This is a genomic window from Nonomuraea aridisoli (genome assembly GCF_003236395.1).
Taxonomy (GTDB): Bacteria; Actinomycetota; Actinomycetes; order Streptosporangiales; family Streptosporangiaceae; genus Nonomuraea; species Nonomuraea aridisoli.
On sequence record NZ_POUD01000017.1, the window covers coordinates 42,089 to 63,520 of the forward strand.

Annotated in this window: 19 protein-coding genes; 6 read left to right on the forward strand and 13 right to left on the reverse strand. The window is 72.1% G+C overall.

The features are described from left to right. Window positions 1-12: 12 nt before the first annotated feature. Window positions 13-411, forward strand: a complete 399-nt coding sequence (locus tag C1J01_RS06860; protein ID WP_111177202.1) for a DnaJ family domain-containing protein — start codon at window positions 13-15, stop codon at window positions 409-411. On the opposite strand, the gene C1J01_RS06865 is transcribed toward C1J01_RS06860, so the two are convergent. From C1J01_RS06865 to C1J01_RS06910, 10 genes are all read right to left on the reverse strand, one after another. Beyond that, window positions 408-2,195: an FtsX-like permease family protein gene (locus C1J01_RS06865; protein ID WP_111177204.1), complete on the reverse strand. Its 1,788-nt coding sequence runs from the start codon at window positions 2,193-2,195 to the stop codon at window positions 408-410. The genes C1J01_RS06860 and C1J01_RS06865 overlap by 4 nt on opposite strands. 5 nt (window positions 2,196-2,200) lie before the next feature. Continuing rightward, window positions 2,201-2,932 carry an ABC transporter ATP-binding protein gene (locus tag C1J01_RS06870; protein ID WP_111177206.1) on the reverse strand — a complete coding sequence of 244 codons (732 nt, stop codon included), beginning with the start codon at window positions 2,930-2,932 and terminating at the stop codon, window positions 2,201-2,203. Further along, window positions 2,929-3,462 (reverse strand): PadR family transcriptional regulator, encoded by a 534-nt coding sequence (locus tag C1J01_RS06875; protein WP_111177208.1) that lies wholly within the window; start codon window positions 3,460-3,462, stop codon window positions 2,929-2,931. Before C1J01_RS06875 ends, C1J01_RS06870 begins: the two co-directional genes overlap by 4 nt. Before the next feature lie 115 nt (window positions 3,463-3,577). Then, window positions 3,578-4,474 (reverse strand): M23 family metallopeptidase, encoded by an 897-nt coding sequence (locus tag C1J01_RS06880; protein WP_111177210.1) that lies wholly within the window; start codon window positions 4,472-4,474, stop codon window positions 3,578-3,580. A 174-nt stretch (window positions 4,475-4,648) separates the two neighbouring features. After that, a complete protein-coding gene (locus C1J01_RS06885; protein WP_111177240.1) occupies window positions 4,649-6,958 on the reverse strand; it encodes a glycoside hydrolase family 6 protein in 2,310 nt (769 codons plus the stop codon). A gap of 227 nt (window positions 6,959-7,185) precedes the next feature. Then, window positions 7,186-7,704 carry a hypothetical protein gene (locus C1J01_RS06890; protein ID WP_111177212.1) on the reverse strand — a complete coding sequence of 173 codons (519 nt, stop codon included), beginning with the start codon at window positions 7,702-7,704 and terminating at the stop codon, window positions 7,186-7,188. Then, window positions 7,701-8,777, reverse strand: a complete 1,077-nt coding sequence (locus C1J01_RS06895) for a lytic polysaccharide monooxygenase (RefSeq protein ID WP_111177214.1) — start codon at window positions 8,775-8,777, stop codon at window positions 7,701-7,703. Before C1J01_RS06895 ends, C1J01_RS06890 begins: the two co-directional genes overlap by 4 nt. A gap of 171 nt (window positions 8,778-8,948) precedes the next feature. Continuing rightward, window positions 8,949-10,229, reverse strand: a complete 1,281-nt coding sequence (locus C1J01_RS06900; protein ID WP_220039770.1) for a serine/threonine-protein kinase — start codon at window positions 10,227-10,229, stop codon at window positions 8,949-8,951. Beyond that, window positions 10,216-11,187 carry a LacI family DNA-binding transcriptional regulator gene (locus C1J01_RS06905; protein ID WP_111177216.1) on the reverse strand — a complete coding sequence of 324 codons (972 nt, stop codon included), beginning with the start codon at window positions 11,185-11,187 and terminating at the stop codon, window positions 10,216-10,218. The genes C1J01_RS06900 and C1J01_RS06905 overlap by 14 nt, the downstream gene beginning before the upstream one ends. Before the next feature lie 195 nt (window positions 11,188-11,382). Next, window positions 11,383-13,515, reverse strand: coding sequence for a transglycosylase domain-containing protein (locus C1J01_RS06910; protein WP_111177218.1), 2,133 nt, complete (start codon window positions 13,513-13,515; stop codon window positions 11,383-11,385). 326 nt (window positions 13,516-13,841) lie between these two features. Between C1J01_RS06910 and C1J01_RS06915 the strand changes: the two genes are divergently transcribed. From C1J01_RS06915 to C1J01_RS06925, 3 genes are all read left to right on the forward strand, one after another. Continuing rightward, window positions 13,842-15,056, forward strand: a complete 1,215-nt coding sequence (locus tag C1J01_RS06915) for a hypothetical protein (RefSeq protein ID WP_111177220.1) — start codon at window positions 13,842-13,844, stop codon at window positions 15,054-15,056. Beyond that, entirely contained in the window at window positions 15,053-16,054 is a 1,002-nt protein-coding gene (locus tag C1J01_RS06920) for a hypothetical protein (RefSeq protein ID WP_111177222.1), read from the forward strand. The genes C1J01_RS06915 and C1J01_RS06920 overlap by 4 nt, the downstream gene beginning before the upstream one ends. A gap of 88 nt (window positions 16,055-16,142) precedes the next feature. Further along, window positions 16,143-16,562, forward strand: coding sequence for an STAS domain-containing protein (locus tag C1J01_RS06925; protein WP_181448606.1), 420 nt, complete (start codon window positions 16,143-16,145; stop codon window positions 16,560-16,562). 37 nt (window positions 16,563-16,599) lie between these two features. On the opposite strand, the gene C1J01_RS06930 is transcribed toward C1J01_RS06925, so the two are convergent. Continuing rightward, window positions 16,600-18,000: a dihydrolipoyl dehydrogenase family protein gene (locus C1J01_RS06930; RefSeq protein ID WP_111177226.1), complete on the reverse strand. Its 1,401-nt coding sequence runs from the start codon at window positions 17,998-18,000 to the stop codon at window positions 16,600-16,602. A 191-nt stretch (window positions 18,001-18,191) separates the two neighbouring features. Here C1J01_RS06930 and C1J01_RS06935 point away from each other — a divergent pair, with 191 nt between their 5' ends. Then, window positions 18,192-18,875: a hypothetical protein gene (locus C1J01_RS06935; RefSeq protein WP_111177228.1), complete on the forward strand. Its 684-nt coding sequence runs from the start codon at window positions 18,192-18,194 to the stop codon at window positions 18,873-18,875. 2 nt (window positions 18,876-18,877) lie between these two features. Next, window positions 18,878-19,537 carry a class F sortase gene (locus C1J01_RS06940; RefSeq protein ID WP_220039771.1) on the forward strand — a complete coding sequence of 220 codons (660 nt, stop codon included), beginning with the start codon at window positions 18,878-18,880 and terminating at the stop codon, window positions 19,535-19,537. A gap of 81 nt (window positions 19,538-19,618) precedes the next feature. Here C1J01_RS06940 and C1J01_RS06945 read toward each other — a convergent pair whose 3' ends face one another. Next, a complete protein-coding gene (locus C1J01_RS06945; protein ID WP_111177230.1) occupies window positions 19,619-20,458 on the reverse strand; it encodes a hypothetical protein in 840 nt (279 codons plus the stop codon). 14 nt (window positions 20,459-20,472) lie between these two features. Next, a partial coding sequence (locus C1J01_RS49615; protein WP_181448607.1) for a hypothetical protein occupies window positions 20,473-21,432 on the reverse strand: 960 nt, incomplete at its 5' end.

A 21,432-nucleotide genomic window follows, 5' to 3' on the forward strand; every position in this document is an offset into this window, starting at 1 on the left:
GGAGGTCCGTCCATGAGCGATCGCAAGCCCATCGGCCTTCCGTTCGAGACCTGGATCGACCGGCAGATCCGTGAGGCGGAGCAGCGCGGCGAGTTCGACGACCTGCCGGGCAAGGGCAAGCCGCTGCCCGGGCTCGACCGGCACCTCGACGAGATGTGGTGGATCAAGCAGAAGATCGAGAGCGAGGGGCTGTCCATGCCCCTGCCGCCCACCCTGGCGCTGCGCAAGGAGGCGGAGCAGGCGCTGGCCGAGGCGCGCGGCGCGCGTTCCGAGGCCGAGGTGCGGCAGATCCTCGAGGACATCAACCACAGGATCCGCGAGGCGATCAGAACCGGCCTGTCCGGCCCTCCGCTCAACCTGATGCCGTACGACGTGGACACGATCGTCTCGGAGTGGCGCAGGAATCGCTAGTGTTCGGCGCTGAGGGTCTGCGCGACCGAGCGGCGGGCCGCCAGGCGGGCGGGCAGGGCGGTGAGCGCCGCCGTCGCCAGGAGGGTCGCGAGTGCGGCGCCGAGCATCCAGGAGAGCGGGGGGTCCACCGCGTTCCTGGCGGAGAAGAGCGAGAGCAGGCCGAGGCCCAGAGGGACGCCGAGCACGGCGCCGGGCAGGCTGGGCAGGAGCTGGGCGGTGGACAACCCCGCGGAGACCTGCCCCGGAGTGGCGCCGAGCGTACGCGCGATGGCCATGTTCGCCCGGGCCTCCATGGCGATGGTCCAGGTGAGCGTGATGGTGTTCACGACAGCGAGGGCGATCAGGAGACTGGTGACGGTGAGCATCAGCAGGCGGTCCTGCTCGCCCCGCAGGTTGGGCAGGGCCGAGGAGTCGCCCAGGCCGTAGCCCCTCTCCGGCTGGACGTGGATGGCCAGCAGAGCGACGATCGCGATGACCGTGGTGGCGGTGGAGCATGCCTGCAGCACGGCGCGGCCCGGTCGGCGGGCGGTCAGCCGTAGCCCGAGCAGCAGCGGCGTGGGCAGCAGCGCCGACAACGCGGTGAGCCAGGGCCGATGACGGGGCCGGTGCGCGGTGACGGTCAGCGCCGTGACGGTCGCCGTTCGCATGGCCCGCAGGGTGGGACGCAGTGTGGACAACACCGCCACCGCCACCGCGAGCACGGTCGCCGTGGCGACGGTGGCGCCGGTCAGCCCGGCGGCGTCGCCGATCCGGCTGGCGGTGGGGCTGGCGATGACAGGCGCGGTCAGGCGGGCGATCGTCAGCCCGAGCGCGCCGCCGGCCAGCGCCAGCGCCAGGTACTCGGTGAGCAGGACGGTGGCGACCAGGCCCGGGGTTGCGCCGACGGCCTTGAGCAGCCCGGCCCGGCGCGTCTGCTCGACGGCGCGTCCCGCGGCCAGCGCCGCCACTCCGGTGACGGCCAGGAAGCTGAGCAGCCAGCCCCCGACGACCAGGATCGGCCGGCTGTTCCTGAGGATGACCATGTCCTGTTGGGCCTTGAACTGCCAGGAGTGGAAGGTGACCCTGACGGTGGAGACGGGGTGGGCCTCGCGGAAGGCCTCGGTGCGGGCGGGGTCGCGCAGCTTGAGGTCCAGGGCCGTGGTCACCGGGAGATCCTGGGCCGACGCCAGTGCCCAGGCGTCCGATCGCGTCATCCAGGCCAGGCCGGTGTAGTCGCTGGGGCCGCCGCCCGGGCCGATCTGCGCCGCCCAGGGGTAGATGGAGGTGGCCGCGGTGACGGCGATCCCGACGACGGGGTACGACCGGCCGGCGATGGTGACGCGGTCGCCGACGCCGACGCCCAGCGCGGTGGCGAAGCCGCGTTCGAGGACCGTGCCGCCGTTGCGCACCCAACGCCCCGAGGTCACCAGCGGCCGGTTGACCGCGCCGGGCGTCTCGGCGAAGCCGTGCACCACCACGGGGGACGAAATGGAGTCGCGGGTGGTGAGGTCGGCGTAGACGATGCGGTAGGGGCCGTGGTGGGCGACCACTTCGGGGGCGTCCGCCAGCGCGGTCAGGGCCGCGGTCACGTCGGGGCCCGTGTCGCCGGAGAGCGCCACCACGTCCGGCCCGGCGGTGGCCGCGCGGGTCTGCTCGTACAGCGCGTCGCTCACGCCGCGCAGCGACAGCCCCAGGGCCATCGTCGCGGTGGCCACGGCCACCGCGAGCAGGAGCATCAGGGCCTGGGCCTTGTGTCGCCGCACGTCGGCCAGCACCAGGCGCACGACGAGCACGACGGAGCCCACGGCGGTCAGCCCTCCAGCCCGATCAGCCCGCCGAGCCACCCGGTGCCGGTGCCGGCCAGCCGCGTGTCGTCGACGAACATCCCGTCGCGCATCGAGACCAGCCGGTCGGCGCTGGCCGCGACCCGCTCGTCGTGCGTGACGATCACGAGGGTCTGGCCCTCCGCGCGCAGGTCCTCGAAGATCCGCAGCACGTCGAGGGTCGCCGCGGTGTCGAGGTTGCCGGTCGGCTCGTCGGCCAGGACGACCAGCGGCTCGTTGACCAGGGCGCGGGCGATGGCGACCCGCTGGCGTTGCCCGCCGGACAGCTCCGAGGGCAGATGGCGGGCGCGGGCGGTGAGCCCCACCCGCTCCAGCAGGTCGCCCGCGCGCCGCCTGGCCTCCCGCCGCGAGCAGCCGGCCAGCAGCGCGGGCAGCTCGACGTTCTCGGCCGCCGACAGCTCCTCCACCAGGTGGAACGCCTGGAAGACGAACCCGATCGACCGCCGCCGCAGCCGCGCCAGGGCGCGCTCGGTCAGGGTGTCGACGCGCCGCCCGGCCAGCCACACCTCCCCATCGGTGGGCCGCTCCAGGCCGCCCAGCAGATGCAGCAGGGTGGACTTGCCGCAGCCGCTCGGCCCCATCACCGCCAGCGTCTGCCCCTGGGGCACCTCCAGGTCGACCGCGTCGACCGCGCGGACCCGGCTCTGGCCCTGACCGTGCTCTTTCACCAGGCCGCGGACCCGGACCACCACGTTCATGCGTCCTCAGCTTCGCGATCCACCTTGGACCACGCCTGCTCGCAGGCCGCCAACCAGCGCAGGTCCGCCTGCAGCCGCAGCACGATCCCCTCCAGCAGCAGGGCGGCGGGCGATCCCGCCGGCTCGGCCAGCAGCGCGTGCTGCGCCTCGCGCAGGCGGCGCAGCAGCTCGCGGCGCTGCGCCGCCACGAGCTCGACCGGGTCGGCGAGGCGGGTCGCGGCCGCCGCGACGAGCTTGAGATGGAACTCCGCCAGGTCCGGCTTCGGCCAGTCCACCTCGATCAGCCAGGCCGCCACCCGCTCCTGCCCGGCCGGCGTCAGCGCATAGACCTTGCGCTCCGGCCGCTCGGGCAGGCCGTGTGCCCGCTCGGAGACGACGAGCCCGGCCTTCTCCAGCCGGGCCAGCGTCACGTAGATCTGGCCGGGGTTCATCGACTCGCCCAGCGGGCCGAGGCTCTGCCGCAGCCGGGCGCGCAGGCCGTATCCGTGCGACGGCTCTTTGGCGAGCATCGCCAGCACTGCGTCTTGCATGCGGACCCCCTAACGGTGAGCTAATAGATAGCGGTTAGCCGTAAGGGGCGTCAAACTGGCGCGAAACCACGAAACCGGGCCCAGGGCCCCCTGGGCCCGGCGGGTCATCCGAAACTCAGCCGCAGTGTTCGAAGGGGCTCGTGTACGAGCTGCTGCCGATCGAGCCGCCCCACCTGACGCACTGTCCTGGAGCGGAGCGACTGACCGGCCCGGCGTAGTAGCCGTAGCTGCCGGAGTCGGTCGCTCTGGCCTCGCCCTGCGGTTCGAGGAAGGCCGACATCGACGAGGCGGTGCCGACATTCGTCGTCTTCAGCGTCGTGACGCAGTTGTAGCCGTTGCCGGAGTTGTAGAGCAGGTACGTGCGGCCACCGGTGAGAGCGGCCGAGTCGATGACCGCGTAACCGCTGCCGCAGACCTCTTCCGGCGTGTAGGGGTTGGTGCCGCCGCCGCAGGAGTTGGTGCTGGTGACGGCCTTGCGCTGGCCCAGGGACACGGTCACGCCGTCCACGGTCGGGCTGGTGTCGACCGCGCCGGTGGAGGTGCGCTGCTCGTAGTGCAGGTGCGGGGCGGTGCTGCCGCCCGTCGAGCCGACGGTGCCGATCACGGTGCCCTGGCTGACGCTCATCGAGCCGCCGGCCGCGCGCACCATCGTGGCGAGGTGGGCGTAGCGGGTCCTGGTGCCGTCGCTGTGACGGACCTCCACCCACTTGCCGTAGCTCGTGCTGCCCGCGTCGTTGAAGTAGGCGGTGCCCCCGGCGGTGGCGCGTACGGTCTCGCCGTTGATGGCGTCGCTGCCGTAACTCTGCCAGTCGATGGAGCCTGACGGGTTGTGCGAGGGGGTCCAGTTGTTGGCGTAGAACGTCTTGCCGCAGTTGAACGGGCTCTTGTGGGTGGCGAGGACGCCGGTGCTCCGCGCCGATGCGGATTGGGGGAGCAGGGCCGTCGCCAGGGTGACCAGCAGGGCCACGGCGGCGGAGGTACGGATCGGTAACCGGCTGAGGGAACTGATCATGGGGACTACTCACCTTCTCTGGACAGGTGGGTAAGTGGGGGCGCCCCGTTGATCAGGAACATAGACCCGAAACTTCTTTTCATCAATCCCTGTTTGAATGAAAACTTTACGACGTCCTGTTGATGGCCGATCGACGTGCGGGAGAGGCCCGGGTGGCGGGCCTCTCCCGGCCTTTCAGTCGATGGGCGGGTAGGCGTTCTGGAGGAGTTCGCGGAACTGGGCGGGGAACCACTGGCCTGACAGCGGGGCGTCGGGGAGGGCGCCCGACGGGTTGTTGCCGTTCAGGTCGTTGCCCCCGTACGTCGGGTCGCACATTCGGTCGAAGCGCTTGCCCTCGTCGTTCTCGATCTCCCTGCTGGAGCCGTCCGACTCGCCCGGCGGCTTCACCCAGACGTAGGCGTCGAAGCCGGCCGCGGGGGCGGCGGTGGGACGGATGCCCATGCCCGCGCCGCTCTGGTTGCACCAGTTGCCGGCGTGGATGCGCTGGTCGACGCGGGACTCGTCGACGAAGACGTCCACATCCGTGGAGGTGCTGGGGCCGGTCGGGCGGGCGCTGCCGCCCCAGCCGTTGCGGGAGGTGTCGATCAGCATGCCGAGCCCGTCGTCGAAGCCCCGGCCGACGAGCGCGGAGCGCAGGGCGGCGGCGAAGCTCTGCTCGTCGACGTACTGGTTCCAGTCCACCCAGGTCGAGTCCCGGACGGACGTGCCGTTCACGGTGGTGTTGACCGTGAAGTGCGGTTCGGTGGTGGCCGAGTAGTTGGCGGTGTTGACGATGAAGCCGTCCACGCTGTCCACACCCGCGGCGGTGCCGGTGGCCATGCTGTGGAAGAGGTTCACCGCCGGGGCGAAGTTCGAGTCCCAGCCGAGCCAGCCGTGGTGCCCGGCGTCCACGTACGTGTAGACGTTCGGGATGGCGTGCAGCCGGTCGAGGGCGTAGCGGACGCCGTCCACGTAGCCGCCGGCGCCGTTGGCCTCCTGGCACTTGGGCACGCTCAGGTTGGTGACCAGGTTCGGCAGGGAGTCGGGTTCGATGATCGTGACGATGCGCAGGTTCGCGTACGCGGGGTCGCCGAGGATGGCGGCGATCGGGTCGATGTACTGCGTCCTGTAGCGGTTGAACCCGTCCTCGGCGATGAGCAGCTCGCCGCTGGAGGCCAGCGCCGAGCAGTCGCGGTTGGGCAGGTTGTAGACGACGACCTGGATGGTCAGCGGCGCCGAGCCGTTGGCGGCGTCCTGCCGGACGGCCTCGTCCATGTGGGCGCGCAGGCCCATGGCCGACGACGATCCGCCGATGGCCGCGATGCGGTCCATCCACACGGCGGTGGAGACGTCCGACACGGCGTCGCCGCCGGGCTCGGCCGCGGCCTTGGCCGCCCAGTTCGGGTTGACGTAGCCGGTCGCCCCGGCGTACGGGTTCTCGACGTGGCCCGGCGTGCTGCCGCCGTCGTCGTCGGCCTCGGTGGCGGTGACCGTGCGCGAGGTCAGGCCGGGAGCGGCGACGGTGAACGCACGGGTGCCGTTGTCCGTGTCGGCGTCCTGGGCGGCGGCCAGGGTGACCGTCTGCGGGGTGTTCCAGTTCTGCGGCGTGAAGGTGAGGCCGCCCCCGGCGGAGACGGTGAGGTTCGTGTCGCCGCCGCCCGCGGTGGTGGTGACGGTCACGTTCGCGTCGGGCCGGGCGGCCAGACGTACGGTGTACGTGCCGGTCGAGCCCTCCGGCACCGTCACCGACGCCGGGGTCACGATGATCGCCTGCTCCACCGTGGAGTCGTCGTCCACCTCGGTCGCGTTGACCGTGGCTCCGGTCACGCCGGTGCCGGCGAGGCTGAACGCGGCCGTGCCCGCGGTGGTGTCGGCGTCCTGGGCGGCGGCCAGGGTGACCGTCTGCGGGGTGTTCCAGTTCTGCGGGGTGAAGGTCAGGCTCGCCCCGGAGGCGACGGTGAGGTCGGCGTCGCCGCCCGTCCTGGTGGTGGTGACGGTGACGTTCGCGGACGGCGCCGCCGACAGCCGGGCGGTGAACGTCGCCGTGCCGCCCTCGTTCACCGCGACCGACCCGGCCGAGGTGACCACCGACGGGGTGGTCGGCGTCGTGCCGCCGCAGGCGGTGCCGTTGACGCTGAACGCCGTCGGGTTCGGGTTGCCGCCCGACCAAGTGCCGTTGAAGCCGACGCTGACGGACGCGCCGGTGGCCAGGTCACCGTTGTACGCCAGGTTCGTCCCGGTCACCCGGGTGCCCGACTGGCTCCAGTTCGCACCCCAGCCGCTGGGCGTGTACCGCTGGGTGGTCGTGGGATAGTCGAAGGCCAGCGTCCACGAGGTGAGCGGGTCGCCGGTGTTCCGCAACGTGATGCTCGCGGTGAAGCCGCCCTGGCCCGGGCTGCTCGTCCACGTGTTGGCGGTGTAGGTCACGTCGCAGGCGACGGCGGCGTTCGCGGCCGTGGCCTGGCCGGCGACGAGTCCCAGGGCCGCGACGCTGACGGCGGTCATCGTCACGGCCCATCTGCGGAGGCGATGTCTCACGGGCGATCATCTCCAGGAATAGGTGGCTGGGAGCGCTCCCATCGTGTGTCGCGCCCGCCGCCCTGTACAGCGGCCCGCCGCCGTACGGGCGCCGACCGCCCCGCACGCTCGCCGAACGCCACCGGACAGAGCTGAAACTTTCATCCCGGCAGGCCTGGTGAGGGGCGAGGGCCTCGTCCGCCGGGAGCGGCCGTTCAGCGGGTGGTGGCCAGCGCGAACCGTTCGCGTGCAGCCTCGATCGCGGCGTCGTCGGAGAAGTCCGCGAACGCCTCCTCGTGGTAACGCTCGGGGATGATCCGCCGGACCCGGTCCGGATAGCCGGCGCCGGGCTCCGGCACCGTGATCCGGGGCGGGACGCCCATCTCGACGGCGATCGGCCCGGAGGCCCGTACGGAGGCGGCCCAGTCAGGGCTCTCCCCGGTGATCGCGCACATGTGGCGCGCGTACACCCACCGCACCTCGACCAGCGAGTCGGCGTCCGCCGGTTCGACGCCGAACGGCTCCACGGCGCACACCACCCGCGAGTCGAAGCCGTGGCCGTGGGCGTGGTGCTCGCCGGGCGAGGCCCGTTCCAGGGCCAGGGTCACCTGGGCGGCGAGCTCCTCGCCGAGTCGTGACGACGGCTGCCTGGCGGCGAACAGCGTCACCCCGGCCAGCACCAGGCCGGCCAGGGTGACGATCGCCGCGAGGAGCCCGCGACGTCGCTCGGTCATGGGCTCGTGCAGGTCAGGGTGGGAGCGGGGCTCGGGATCGAGCCGGTGGCGTTGAAGCCGAACGTGGTGGTGGCGTTCGGCGCGAGCGTGCCGTTGTAGGCGGCGTTCTTGACGGTCACGTTCGGCGGCTGCCCGGTGAGCACGCCGTTCCACGGCGAGCCGTCGAAGCCCTGGCCGCCGGTGTACGCCCACTTCACCGTCCAACCGTTGATCGCGCCGGTGCCGGTGTTGCGGACGGTCACCTCACCCTGGAAGTGGCCGGCCCAGCCGGTGTCGGTGGCCCGCCAGGTGGCGGTGCAGGCGCCGTTCGACGGCGGCGGCTCAGTCGGCGGCTCGGTCGGCGGCTCGGTCGGCGGCTGCGACGGGCCGCTGCCGCCGGGGCCGACCCCGGTCACCTCGCCGTTGCCGCCGTCGAAGACGACGTCGGCGCAGCTGTAGAAGTTCTCGTTGCTGTCCGAACGGATCCAGTGGGTGAAGATGATGTGCCGGCCGGACTTGCCGGACGGGAGCCGGGTGTCCCAGTAGTAGTAGTTGAGCCCGCCCGGACCGCCCGACTTGGGCGGGTCGGTGACGCTGCCGAACGGCTCCAGGTCCGACCACTTCAGCGGGGCGTCCGGGTTCCAGCCGTTCTTGGTGACGTAGTACCTGAACGTGCCGGGGTGCTCGGCCCAGTTGCTGTGCCGCATCTGGATCGTCGCGCCCGACGTCAGGTGCGTCACCGGCCAGTCGGAGCGGACCGCGTTGTAGGCCGTGAAGTCGTACGGACCGCCCGTGCCGGCGCTGCAGACCTGGCCGTCGGGGATGAAGCCGCTGGTGCGACCGGCGGCGTCGGAGCGCAGAACCGCGAACCAGTTGTACAGCGGGGTCGTGCCGCTCTGCTGGACGGCGGCCGCGCACGCGGGGTTGTACGGCTGGATCTGGCCGTTGTCCCGCAGCCCGTCCTGCCAGCACAGGAACGTACGGCTGCCGGGGAACATGGTGACGCCGTGGGCCTGCGCCGGCGTGGGCGCCATCAGGAGTGCGGTGACGAGGACGAGGACGGCGGCGACGACCGCCGATTTGAGGGACCTCATGGGGGATTCCTTTGCGCTGACGACAGAGGAAACCCGACCTGCCCGCCCGGCTCCCGCATTGAAACACGGTCGGCGGCGGTCCGACAACGCGCGGTGAAACTTTCAGCCGATCACGGTCATGCACTTTTGGGAGCGCTCCCAAAATGAAGCCGTTCGGCTCCGGATGGGGTGTCACTCGGATCGGAGGGCGGCGTCGAGGGCGTCCAGGTGGAGGTGGAGGGCGTTGGCGCAGGCCGGGGCGAGGCGGCCTTCGCGGGAGCGGTCGGAGAGTTTGCGGCGGAGGGATTCCGTGCGGGTCTCCGCCGGGCCGTGGGGCGTGACGGCGTGCTGGAGGACCTGGCGCAGGTCCAGGATGACGTCGGCGTCGGTCCTGCCGCAGGCCGTGCCGTCCTCCAGGACGGTACGGAACTCCGCGACCGCCTGTTCGACGGCGCCTTCCGATGGCGGTGGACGCTCGACCGTGCGTTCCCTGGGCGAGGTCCAGGCGGGCGACGGAAGTGTGCTTTCCGACGGCGTGGACGAGGGAGGTGGGGCGGACTGGTGACGGGGCGGCGTCGGTTGCTGGAACCACAGCAGAGCGGACAGGGCGAGCAGGACGGAGCCGATCAGCGTGACGCCGCGCCGGACGTTCCGCGTGAGCGTGGCCGTGCCGAGGACGGACGTCAGGGTCGCGGCGACCTGGGCCGCCGTCGGCCGCTGCCGGGGGTCCTGCGCGAGGCAGCGCCGGCAGAGGTCGGCGACCGCCTTCGGGACCCCGGGAACGCGCGGCGGTGGTGACGTCCGGCGGGCCGCCTCGATCTCCTCCCACGTCGTCTCCGGGTACGGCCTCCGCCCGGTGAGCATGGTGTGCAGCAGCACGCCGAGCGCGTACACGTCGACCGCCGGATGGGTCGGCGCGCCGAGCAGCCGCTCCGGAGCCACGTACGGCGGCGTGCCGCGGTCGTCGTCAGGGTCGCCCGCCCAGGCCGCGATGCCGAAGTCGAGCAGCTTGGGGCCGTCGGCGGTGAGCAGCACGTTCTCGGCCGTGACGTCGCGGTGCACCAGGCCGCGCGCGTGCCCGGCCGTCAGCACCCGCGCCAGCCGCAGCGCGATCGAGGCCGCCTCCTGCCACGGCAGCGCCCCCTCCTCGACGCGTTCGGCCAGCGGCGTGCCGTCGAGCAGCGGCATCACCACGTACGCCGCCACCCCGCCGTAGGAGGTGACGGTCTCGCCGTAGTCGTAGATGTCGATCGCGTCGGGGTGGATGCACCGGGCGGCGGCCCTGGCCTCGCTGCGCACGCGGACCCGCTGGCCGGGGTCGGTGTGCAGCGAGGCGGTGAGCACCTTGACGGCGACCATCCGGTGCAGCGACTGGTCGAAGGCACGCCAGATGACCGACATCCCCCCGTGGGCCAGCGGATCCAGGAGCAGATACCGCCGGGCCAGCACGTCCCCCGGCTCAAGCCGACTCACGGACCACCAGTTCCGTGGGGAGCACGGGATCGACGCCCCCGGCTCCGGTCAGGAGCAGCCGGGTGGCGACGGTGGCGAGCTCCTCGACGGGCTGGCGGACGGTGGTCAACGTGGGGACGGTCTGCCGGGCGACCGGGGCGTCGTCGAACCCGATCACCGCGACGTCGGTCGGCACCTTGCGTCCTGCCCGGCGCAGCGCCTGGATCGCACCCGCCGCCATCAGGTCGGAGGCGGCGAAGACGGCGTCGACGCCCGGCGCGTGGCGCAGCAGCCACTGCATGGCGTGGACGCCCGAGGCGGCGGTGAAGTCGCCGTAGGCCACCGGCACGTCGGGCAGGCCGGCCGCCTGGAGGGTGCGGACCAGGCCCTCCAGCCGGTCGCGGGCCCCGGGCAGGGACGGCGGGCCGCCGATGGCGGCGATGGTGCGGCGGCCGGTGAGCAGGAAGTGCTCGGCCGCCTGACGGCCTCCGTCGCGGTTGTCGACGTCGGCGAACGGGAGCTTGAGGTCGTGCGGCGGCCGGCCGATGCCCCGCACGGGCATGCCGGAGGTGGACAATTTGATCGCCAGCGGGTGGCGTTCGCGCGCGCCGACGATCAGCACCGAGCCGGACAACGCGGGCAGCGTGGCGGAGGCGGGGCTGACGGTGGTCACCATGAGGTGGGTGCCGTGCTCGGCGATCACGTTGCCGGCGGCGGAGAGCAGCCTGGCGTAGTACGGCTCGGAGAAGAGCCGGGGGAGGTGGTCGCAGACCACTGCCGTGACGCCGTCGGTCATGGTTCCGGCGGAGGTTCCGCGGGGTGCGCGATGTCGGACGTATCCCATTCGGGACACCGCGTCGTACACTTGGCGGCGGGTCGACGTACTGACCCGCACCGAGCCCGTGAGAACGCGCGACGCGGTCGCGGGGGAGACCCCGGCAGCGGCCGCGACCTGTGCCAGTGTGGGCTGCTCGGTCATGGATCACCTCGCGGGAAAAGATCCTGGGAGCGCTCCCACGTTAGCAATGTTTCGCCCTTGTTAATAGGGCCTTTGCTGGGAGTGCGCCCGCCTGTGCGGACGCACTCCGAATTCGCTCAGCTAGATCGACCGGAGTCGCGGATCACGGATTATTTCCGCGCCCGATTCCTCCATATCCGACGATCAGGAAAATCCTCAGTCGAGGACGGTCGTCACGTCCGCCTCGTCGAGCGGCCCCGTGGGCTCCTCCCGGTCCGGCTCCTGCTGCACCGGCCGGCAGCTGGAGCCGCAGCCCCCGAACCGCTCGGTGTCGACGGGGTGGAAGTCGGTCGGCGGCACGCCCTTCAGGGCGTTGATCATGGTGTCCTTCCAGATCGGGCCCGGGATGGAGGAGCCGAAGACCGACGGGTAGTATCGGCCGCCGATGGTGATGTTGTTCAGCTTGTAGTCCTGCGAGCCGCGCGGGTCGCCGATGCTGACCGCCCCGGCCAGGTCGGGGGTGAACCCGGCGAACCAGGCCGTGGCCTGCGCGTCGGTGGTGCCCGTCTTGCCGGCCGCCGGGCGGCCGATGCCGCCCACGGCTCGCATCGTGCCCTTGGTGAAGACGCCGGACAGGATGTCGGCCGCGGCGTCGGCGACCCCGGGGTCGATCGCCTGCTTGCACTTGGGCTGGTAGTTCGTCACCTTGCCGTTGCGGTCGGTGATCTTGGTGATGACCATCGGCCGGCAGTACTTGCCGCGCGCGCCGATCGCGGCGTAGGCGTTGGCCACGGTCACCGGGTCCATCTCGTTGATGCCGAGCGTGAACGTCTCGTACTCCTGCAGCGGCAGGCCGTCGGAGCGCTTGATGCCGAGCGACTTGGCGGTCTTGACCGTGTCGCACAGGCCGACCTTCTGCTCCAGCGCCACGAAGAAGGTGTTGACCGACTCCCAGGTGCCGGTGGCCAGCGTCTTGAAGCCGCCGCCGCCCTCGTCGTTGGTGACGGTGTGGGACGGGTCGCCGATGTTCTCGCCCTTGCAGTTCTTGAACGAGGAGTAGTACGGCGCCCGGTAGCCGCTGCCGACGGTGATCCCGTCGTTGATCTTCATGCCCTTCTTCAGGGCCGTGAGCAGCGTGAACGTCTTGAACGTCGAGCCCGCCTGGAAGCCCACGCCGCCGCCGTGCACCGCGTCGGCGACCACGTTGTACGAGATCTCCTTCTTGCGCTTGTTGGTGCCGTACTTCCGGCTGGCGGCCATGGCCTTGATCGCGCCCGTGCCCGGCTCCACCAGCGCCTCGGAGGCCACCGGGTTGTCGCCGGCGTGGACGTGCTTCCTGATGGCCTGCTCGGCGGCCTTCTGCATCTTCGGGTCGAGCGTGGTCTGGATCGTCAGGCCGCCCCGGTTGAGGAACTGCTCGCGCGCCACCTTCGTCTTGCCGAACGCCTGGTTGCTGAGCACCTCGTTGCGCACGTACATGCAGAAGTACGGGTAGTCGCTCTCCCCGCAGCCGCCCGGGATCGGGGTGCCCTTGAAGCCGAGCTTCGTCTCCTTGGCCTCGGCGGCCTGCTCGGGGGTGATCTTCTTCAGCTCGGCCATCCGGTCGAGCACCACGTTGCGCCGGTTCAGCAGCCGATCCCGGTGGTCCTTGCCGAGGTTGGGGTCGGTCGCGTTCGGGTCCTGCACGGCGCCGGCCAGCGTCGCCGCCTGCGGCAGGGTCAGCTCCGAGGCGCTGACCCCGAAGAAGCGCTTGGCCGCCGCCTCGACGCCGTACGCGCCGGCGCCGAAGTAGGCGATGTTGAGGTACTTCTCCAGGATCTGGTCCTTGGTGTACTTCTCCTCGACCGCCATCGCGTACCGCAGCTCCCTGAGCTTGCGGCCGTAGCTGGCCTCCAGGGCGGCGTTCTTCTCCTTCTCGGTGGTCGCCGAGTTGAGCAGCACCTGCTTGACGTACTGCTGGGTGATGGACGAGCCGCCCTGGGCGATGCCGCCGGAGGCCAGGTTCTTGGCCAGGGCGCGCATGGTGCCCTCGATGTCGATCGCGCCGTGCTCGTAGAAGCGGTAGTCCTCGATCGAGATGATGGCCGTCTTCATGATGTCGGCCACCTGGTCGAGCTGGACGTTCTCGCGGTACTCCTCGTAGAAGTACGCGATCTCGTTGCCGTCGGCGTCGACCACGGTGGTCCGTTCGGCCAGCGGGGGTTCCTTCAGCTCCTCAGGCTGGATGCCAAGTTCCTCCGACGCCGAGACGAACACCGCTCCGGTGCCTCCGACAGCGGGCAACGCGATCGCGGCGGCCACCACGCCGGCCGCCGTCGCGGCCGCCGCCAGCCGCGCGATACTCGACATACGGGAACCCATGCTGGATAACCCTCCCCCTCGTGGCAATACGGTGCATCCTAAACCCGGGCATGACATGCTCCATGTAAAACCTTGGATGCCCCATGGGCGGCGAATGTTCGCCCCGGGCCCAGGTTTTTTGCGGGAGTTCGGGCCACATGCGGATGGTTCGGGCGGCTCGTGGTCTGTGTGTCGAGTGCGATCAAGCGCTCCTTCTGCGGCGGCCGAGTTTCTGCCAGGTGGCGGCAAAGAACCGTGTTGCCCGCGTGGCGCTCGTCCGCCGGTCTGGCAACGTCTACCAGGGCATTTCTTCCAGGCCTTGGTGGAGGGCTGCTATGCGTCGTGTCGGGGAGGGCGAGCACGCCGATCGCCTGCTGGCCGCCGCCAGGACTTATTGGGGAGACAGCCCGAGCGGCGACAGATGCGTCGTCGCGGAGGCGTACGACGACGATGACCCGCGGGTCGTGGTCCGTACGCTGCTGGTGGCCAAGGCGATCTGCGGTCTGGTCTCGGCGCGGCTCGTCGTGCTCGCGGCGCCGGAGTGGGCGCCGCTGGCCGAGGCGTTCGGCGCCGCGCCGGACGGCCGGCCCGAGGTGCCGCCCGCCGCGCTGGTCACCAGCCGGGCCGAGCGCGCCGTGGACAGGGAGGTCCCCGTCGTGCTGGTGCACGGCGGCGGGACGCTCAGGGCGTACGCGCTCTTCCCCGACCAGGGTCCGTGCTCGCTGCAGGAGGAGCTGCCCGCCCGGATCGGGGCGTTCTTCGAACGGCACGTGTGGCCGTACCGGGAGACGATCAGGCCCAGCGCCGAGCGCGTCGCCTGGCGGGCCAAGAGCGGCTACCAGATCCGTACGGAGACCGAGCGCCGCCAGCTGCGCCACTACGGCTGCGCCCGCCTGGGCATCGACGCCGACCGGCCCACCATCGCCGTGTTCGGCCACTCGCCCGGCCTGGACGAGGAGCTGTTCGAGGCCACGGCCGAGTTCGCCGCGCGCGACGACGCCGCCAACTGGCTGTTCCTCGACCCCGTTCCCGCCACCGGGAACCCGCGGATCAGAGGCGTGACCGGCGCCCTGTCCGCGAACGTGTTGTGGAGCGTGACGGACGTGGGCGTCACGTTCGGCGACAGCGACCTGCCCGCCTTCGGCATCCCGGTGATCCAGGCCGGGTGGTCCGAGGGCGGCGCGTGCGGCGCCACACACGTGCCGCGCACGCCGTACGAGCTGTGCTCGCTGTTGCAGGAGGCCATCGCCCGGCACGCCAAGGGCGACACCGTCCTCGGCCCCGAGCAGCGCGAACGCGCCCGGCTCTGGCTCTGGTTGCGCAGTTGCGGCGCCGACGTGCCGAGCCAGCTCCTGCCTCACTGGGAGCACGGGGACGACTACGCCCGCGTGCTCACCGTCAACCTGCGGCACGCCGAACGCGACGGCGATCCGCTCTACGCCGCGGTCGCCCGCCTGTGGAAGCGGCGCGAACCGCTGCTGACCCGGTTCGACTTCCATGACCCGGCCGCTCTGGCCACGACACTGACCCCCTCGAGGAGTACGAGATGAGCAGCAGTACGGGACCCGCGACCGACCTCGACCAGGTGATCGTGCCCGCCGTCCCGCCCGTCCACCTGCTCACCGGCGACGTGCCGGCGCTGCAGGTGACCGACCGGCTGCACCGCGGCAGCCAGATCATCGGCCGCTTCGAGACGTCCGGCATGGTCGGTTTCAAGGTCTCGGCGCAGGGGCGCCCGCTGCGGGTGACGCTGGGGTTGTCCACGGACGACCGCTCGGTGAGCGGCTGGCACACCGGGCGTACGGAGCCCGCCGGCCCGGGGCCGCGCTTCGTGCAGATCCGCTCGCAGGGGCGGCTGCGCCAGTGCGTCCTGCTGCGCGGCAGGAAGTCGCACGCCCGGGTGTCCTTCGACCTGACGCCGGAGGAGATCCCGGACGACGGCCTGGTCTGCATCGAGGCGCTCGACGTCACCGAGGGCGACGGCGTCAGCGAGGACGTGCGGGAGGCGCTGAAGGGACGCGTCGCGCCCGACGGGGTGGCCGGGGTGCGGCTGAACAAGGTCGTGTTCGAGGAGCCGCCGGCCGTCGACTACGACCCCGACACGCTCGACGGCATCCGCTGCGAGTTCTACACGCTGATCAGCGCGGGCGGCCTGGCCAACCTCAACCGGCAGGGCACCCGGCAGATCCGCGCCGGCATGTTCCTGGTCAACCCGGCGCTGAAGGACCGGTTCGGGTCGAGCGGGCGCATCACGTTCCGGCTGGGGACCAAGGCCGAGCCGGCCAGCCTCATCCCGGCCACGTGGCGGCGGGTCAACAGCGAGCTGCGCTGGCTGCGCCACGCCGCCAAGAAGATGGTGCACGCCGCCGCGCCGTCGGTGGAGCGGGTGTTCAGCCTGCGGGACGGCGACCTCGGCACGCCGGAGGTGAGCGTGCGCGGCAACGTCACCGAGCTGACGGTGCCCAGCCCGACCAACTCGCCGCTGCTGGTGATGCTGGCGCCCGTGCCGGGTGCGGTGCCGACGCTGGAGTGCGGCATCCAGGGCTGATGCGTCAACGCGGGGTCGAGCGCGCGTAAGGGGCCTGGAAAAACCGGGATCAACTGTGATAATGCCGCACATTGGGCAGGTTCACAGCGTGGGCGGGAAGGCATTGCTGATCGAGACGACCCGGCACCTTCCGTGCACGGTCCTGCGCGCCAGCGGCGAGCTCGACCACGCGGGCCGGGTCCGGTTCAGCGCGTGCGTCAACGCCGTGTGGGACTGGTCGGAAGGGCCTGTCCTCGTGTTCGACCTCGCCGACCTCGACTTCTACGACTCCTCGGTCATCGGCGTGCTGGGCATGGCCCTGCAGCGGATGGAGGAGGAGGGCGACCACGGGCGGATCATCCTGGTACGTCCCTCCGCTCACCTGCTGACCGTGCTGCGGCTGACCGACCTGCTGTCCCACGTGGAGCTGCGGGACAGCGTCGAGGAGACGGTGGCGGAGCTGATGGTGGAGGCGGCGCCCGACGCGGACGTCATCCGCGCCGTCACGCCCGCGTGCGGCCTCCGCTGAGTACTACTCCTAGAGTCCGCGCCTCAGAGTCCGCGCCTCAGAGTCCGTACGTCTCCAGCAGGCGCAGCCACACCTCGCTCACGGTCGGGAACGACGGGACGGCGTGCCACAGCCGGTCGAGCGGCACCTCCGCGGTCACCGCGATCGTCGCGCCGTGCAGCAGCTCGGCCGCGCCAGGGCCGGCGAACGTGACGCCGAGCAGCACCTTCCTGTCCTCGTCGACGACCGCCCTGGCCTTGCCGCGGTAGCCGTCGCCCATCAGGTACGCCCCGGCGACCGCGCCCATGTCGTAGTCGACCACGCGTACGTTGAAGCCGTCGTCGCGGGCCGCCCGCTCGGTGCGGCCGACCGCGCAGATCTGCGGGTCGGTGAAGACCACCTGCGGCGCGCCGTAGCCGCCCGCCAGGTCGCGCATCCCGGGCAGCTCGTCGCCGCGGGCGCGGGCGGCGATCACGTCACCGCACACGCGGGCCTGGTACTTGCCCATGTGGGTGAGGAGCACGCGGCCGTTGACGTCGCCCACCGCGTACAGCCAGCCGTCGGCGATCCCCGTGGCGCGCAGGCTGTCGTCCACCTCGACGGGCGCGTCCGTCGGCAGGCCGACGGTGTCGAGCCCGAGGTCGTGCGTGGCGACGCGGCGGCCGGTCGCGATCAGCAGCTCGTCGGCCTCCAGCGGCAGGCCGTCGGACAGGTGCAGCGTCACCTTGCCGCCCGGCTCGGGGCGCTCGACCCCGACGACGCCGATGCGGGTGCGCACGTCGATGCCGGCCTCGGCGAACGAGTCGGCGAGCATCTCGCCGGCGAACGGCTCCATCCGGCCGAGCAGGCCGTCGCCGCGTACCAGGACGGTGGTCTGGGCGCCGAGGCCGTGCATGGCCTGGGCCATCTCGCAGGCGACCACGCCGCCGCCCACCACCGCCAGCCGTTCCGGGATCTCCTTCGCGGCGGTCACCTCGTGGCTGGTCCACGGGTTGGCCTCGGCCAGGCCCGGGACCGGCGGCAGCGCAGGGACGCTGCCCGTCGCGAGCACGACGGCGTGGTGGGCGGTCAGCACGCGCTCGCCCTCCGGGGTCGTGACGCGTACCCGCCGGGGGCCGTCGAGGCGGCCGTGGCCGCGTATGAGCTCGGCCGGGACGCTCTCGATCCAGCGCGCCTGGCCGGAGTCGTCGTAGTTGCCGACGGCCTCGTCGCGCCTGGCCAGCACCGCGGCCACGTCGATCGGGCCGAGCGAGAGACCCGGCACCCTGCGCACCTCGCCCGCCAGGTCGATCGGGCGCAGCAGCGCCTTGCTCGGCACGCACGCCCAGTAGGAGCACTCGCCGCCGGCCAGCCGCTCCTCGATGATCGCGGCGGTCAGTCCGCCGCGTACGGCCCGGTCCACGACGTTCTCACCGGCGGGACCGCCACCGATCACGATGACGTCGAACTCGTCAGCCACCCCTGCCTCCACACGCGCTCGGCTACACTTCCGATGCTTTCACGCCGGTGGCCGCCTGGTGCGCCCGGTCCCGTCCGAGCATGTGAGCGGGGTGAGAGTCCTTTCATCTCGGGCTCATGGTGGTCCAACCGCCTGTCGACACGCTGGGGAACAGCCGCGGACGGGCCGCGGCAACACCAGGAGGGCCAGACATGAGTCAGGCACTACGGCGGGCGCTGCTCGCCACCGCGATCTCCCTCGGCATGGGGGGCGCCACGACCGCCCTCACCACGACGACCGCCCAGGCCGCCGCCCTGCCGTCCATCCACATCACGGCCTTCGCCGACGACGATGACGACGACGGCCCGCGCGGGGGCGTGGACGCGGGCGCGGGTGGGGCCGTGACCCGGGATGACGATGACGACGACGCGCCGCGGGGCGGCGTGGACACCGGTGCCGGTGGCGCTGTGGCGCGGGATGACGATGACGACGACGCGCCGCGGGGCGGCGTGGACACCGGTGCCGGTGGCGCTGTGGCGCGGGATGACGATGACGACGACGCGCCGCGGGGCGGCGTGGACACCGGTGCCGGTGGCGCTGTGGCGCGGGATGACGATGACGACGACGCGCCGCGGGGCGGCGTGGACACCGGTGCCGGTGGGGCCGCGGTGCTGGACGACGACGATGACGACGCGCCCCGTGGCGGGGTGGAGACCGGGATGGGCGGGACCGCCGGTCACGGGGACTCCGGGGGCGAGTTCGCCACGGTGAGCGACGAGGCCGCCGCCAGCGGCACGTCCTGGACGGCGCCCGCGGTGCCGCTGGCCCTCGGTTTCCTCGGGGTGCTCGCGGTGGCGGCGTACTGGCTGCGGCGCACGCTCTTCACGGAGAGCTGACCATGCGCCTCATGCTGGCGGCCGCCGCCGCGTGCGCCCTGGCCGCGACCACTGCCTGCGTCCCCGGGAACGTCATGGACGCGGAGACCACCAGCGCCTCCCGGCTCGGACCCGCCGCCCCCGAGGCGGTGGGTGAGGTCGCGCGCCCGGTGGCCCGCGACATGGCGGGCGCCGGCGGGATCACGCAGCCGGCGGCGGCCGAAAGCGGGGGCCGGGCGGCGGCGGACGTGGCCGACCCGGTGCGGTTACGCATCCCGGCCATCGGCGTCTCGACCCGGGTGACCGCGCTCCGGCTCGACGCCGACGGCCGGCTCGTCGCGCCCACCAGCTTCACCCGCGTCGGCTGGAACAAGGCGGGCCCGGAGCCGGGTGAGAAGGGCGTGGCCGTGATCGCGGGCCACGTCGACTCCAAGACCGGCCCCGCCGTCTTCTACCGCCTGCGCGAGCTGCGCAAGGGCGCCAGGATCCACGTCGACCGGGCCGACGGCAGCACGGTCACGTTCGTGGTGGGCCGGCTGGCCCGCTACCCGAAGAGCCGCATCCCCGACAAGGAGGTCTACGGCACCGCCAAGGGCGCCGAGCTCCGACTGATCACCTGCGGCGGGACGTTCGACCGATCACGTAACAGCTACCGCGACAACGTGATCGTCTTCGCCCGTTGACCCCCGGCCACCCCTGCAGCACCCCGCAGACGTGCCGCCGAGGAGATCCTTTCCTCCTCGGCGGCACAACCGTGTCCGGGCTCAGCGGGCGCCGGGGACGGCGGGTTCGCGGTTCGTCCAGCCGGATTCGATGGTCATGGTCCAGGTCTTGGCCAGCAGTTGCTCGCCGTCGTGGACGGTGTCGAGATCGCGTTCGACCAGGAGCATGTCCTTGGTGTCGATCACCCAGGTGTGCAGCGCCGTGTGCTTCGCGTCCTGCCTGCGGTAGGTGAGCTTCTCGCGGTTCTTGCCGGCGTCGGCGACGGTCACGCCGGGCAGCTTCGACAACACCTCGTACGCGGTCCGGCGCACGGCCTTCGGCACGGGCACGTTGTGCAGGAGGTTCTCGTACGCGCCGTGCATCTGATTCATGTCGGGGGCGGGTTCGCCCGGGGCGGTGTTGAGCCTCCGCAGCCAGCTCACGAGCCCCTCCGGGTCCGCAGGCGCGGCCTGCAACTCCTCGAAGGTCAGCCGCGTGTAGCCGATGATCCAGCCGGGGCCGCCCTTGACCTGCTTCACGAAGCCCTTCTCGGGTTCGCGCGACAGCTCCGCCAGCATGCCCTCGGTGCGGTAGCTCCACTGGTCCGGGGAGCCGTCGCGCTTCCACGCCGCCCGGTCGGCGGCGGTCTTGGGCGTCGCGCCCAAGCGGCGGAAGGCGACCCAGGACCGGCCGTCGCGCGACGACCACTCCTCGCTGACCCGGCGCTCCACGACCCAGTACTTCTCGTCGCGGCCCACCTTGCGCGGGTGGGTCAGCACCTGGACGGTCTTGGTGTGCCAGTACCCGCCCTCTGGTGCCCGCTCGGCGGCGGCGGTCGCCGGGGACGCCAGGACGGAGGCGGCGGTGGCGGCGGCCAGGCAGGCGGCCAGTGACGTTCTCATGTCAGAGGTCCTCGTCAATCGCGGTAGGGGTTGGGGAAGTCGGGCTCGCGGTCGGTCCACACGCTCTCCTCGACGGCGACGAACGACTGCAGCTCGCCCGTGTCGTCCGTGAGCGTCTCCACGGAGAGCGGCTCGCCGGTCACCTGGTCGACGATCAGCCGGACCCGCACGTGGTGCCCGGCCCGCCTCGGGTGCGGCCTGCGGTACTCGACCGCCTGACCGGTCCGGCCGAGCTGATCGGTGACGGCGCCGCGGGCGATCACGCCGGGCAGCGAGGCCATGAGCCGGTAGGCCGCCGCCCGTACCTCGGAGGAGACGGGGATGTAGGCGATCAGGCTCTGCAGGTTCTCCAGCAGGAGGTCCACGTCGCCGGAGGGCGCCAGCAGCGCGCGCAGCCCCTCGGGCGTGGCGGGCAGCTCGTCCATCGCGTCGAGGGTCTTGCCGGTGGACAGCAGCCGCCAGTCCACGTCGCGCGACTCGAACGACTCCGGCTCGCCCGGCGCGGCCTCCACGTCGAACGGGTTGCCGGCCAGGTCGTTGGGGTTCACCGTCTTGTACGTCCACGACCGCGGCGAACCGGCGGCGCGCCAGGCCGCCTCGTCCTCGGGCGTGGCGGGCTTGGCGCCGAGGTAGCGCTGCACGATCCAGTGGGGCTCGGTCATCTCGCCCACCGGGATCCACGTCTCCTCGGCGGTGGCCGTCTGGATGACGTACCGGCCGGTGGGGTCGTGGAAGCGGGCGCCCCTGACGAGCTTGTTGCCCCACCACGAGCCGTCGGCGGGCTGCTTGGCCACCGAGGTGGCGGCGGCCAGCAGGATCTGCCGGGCGGACGGCGGCGCGACCGGTTCCGGCGCGGCGGTCGAGAGCAGCACGGCGGCGGCCGTGGCCGCGCTCGCGAGCCCCAGCCCGAAGGCCGTCCAGCGCGCGGCCCGCACCTTCGGCCGCCGCCCGTCGCGACCCGGCCCGCCCGCGAC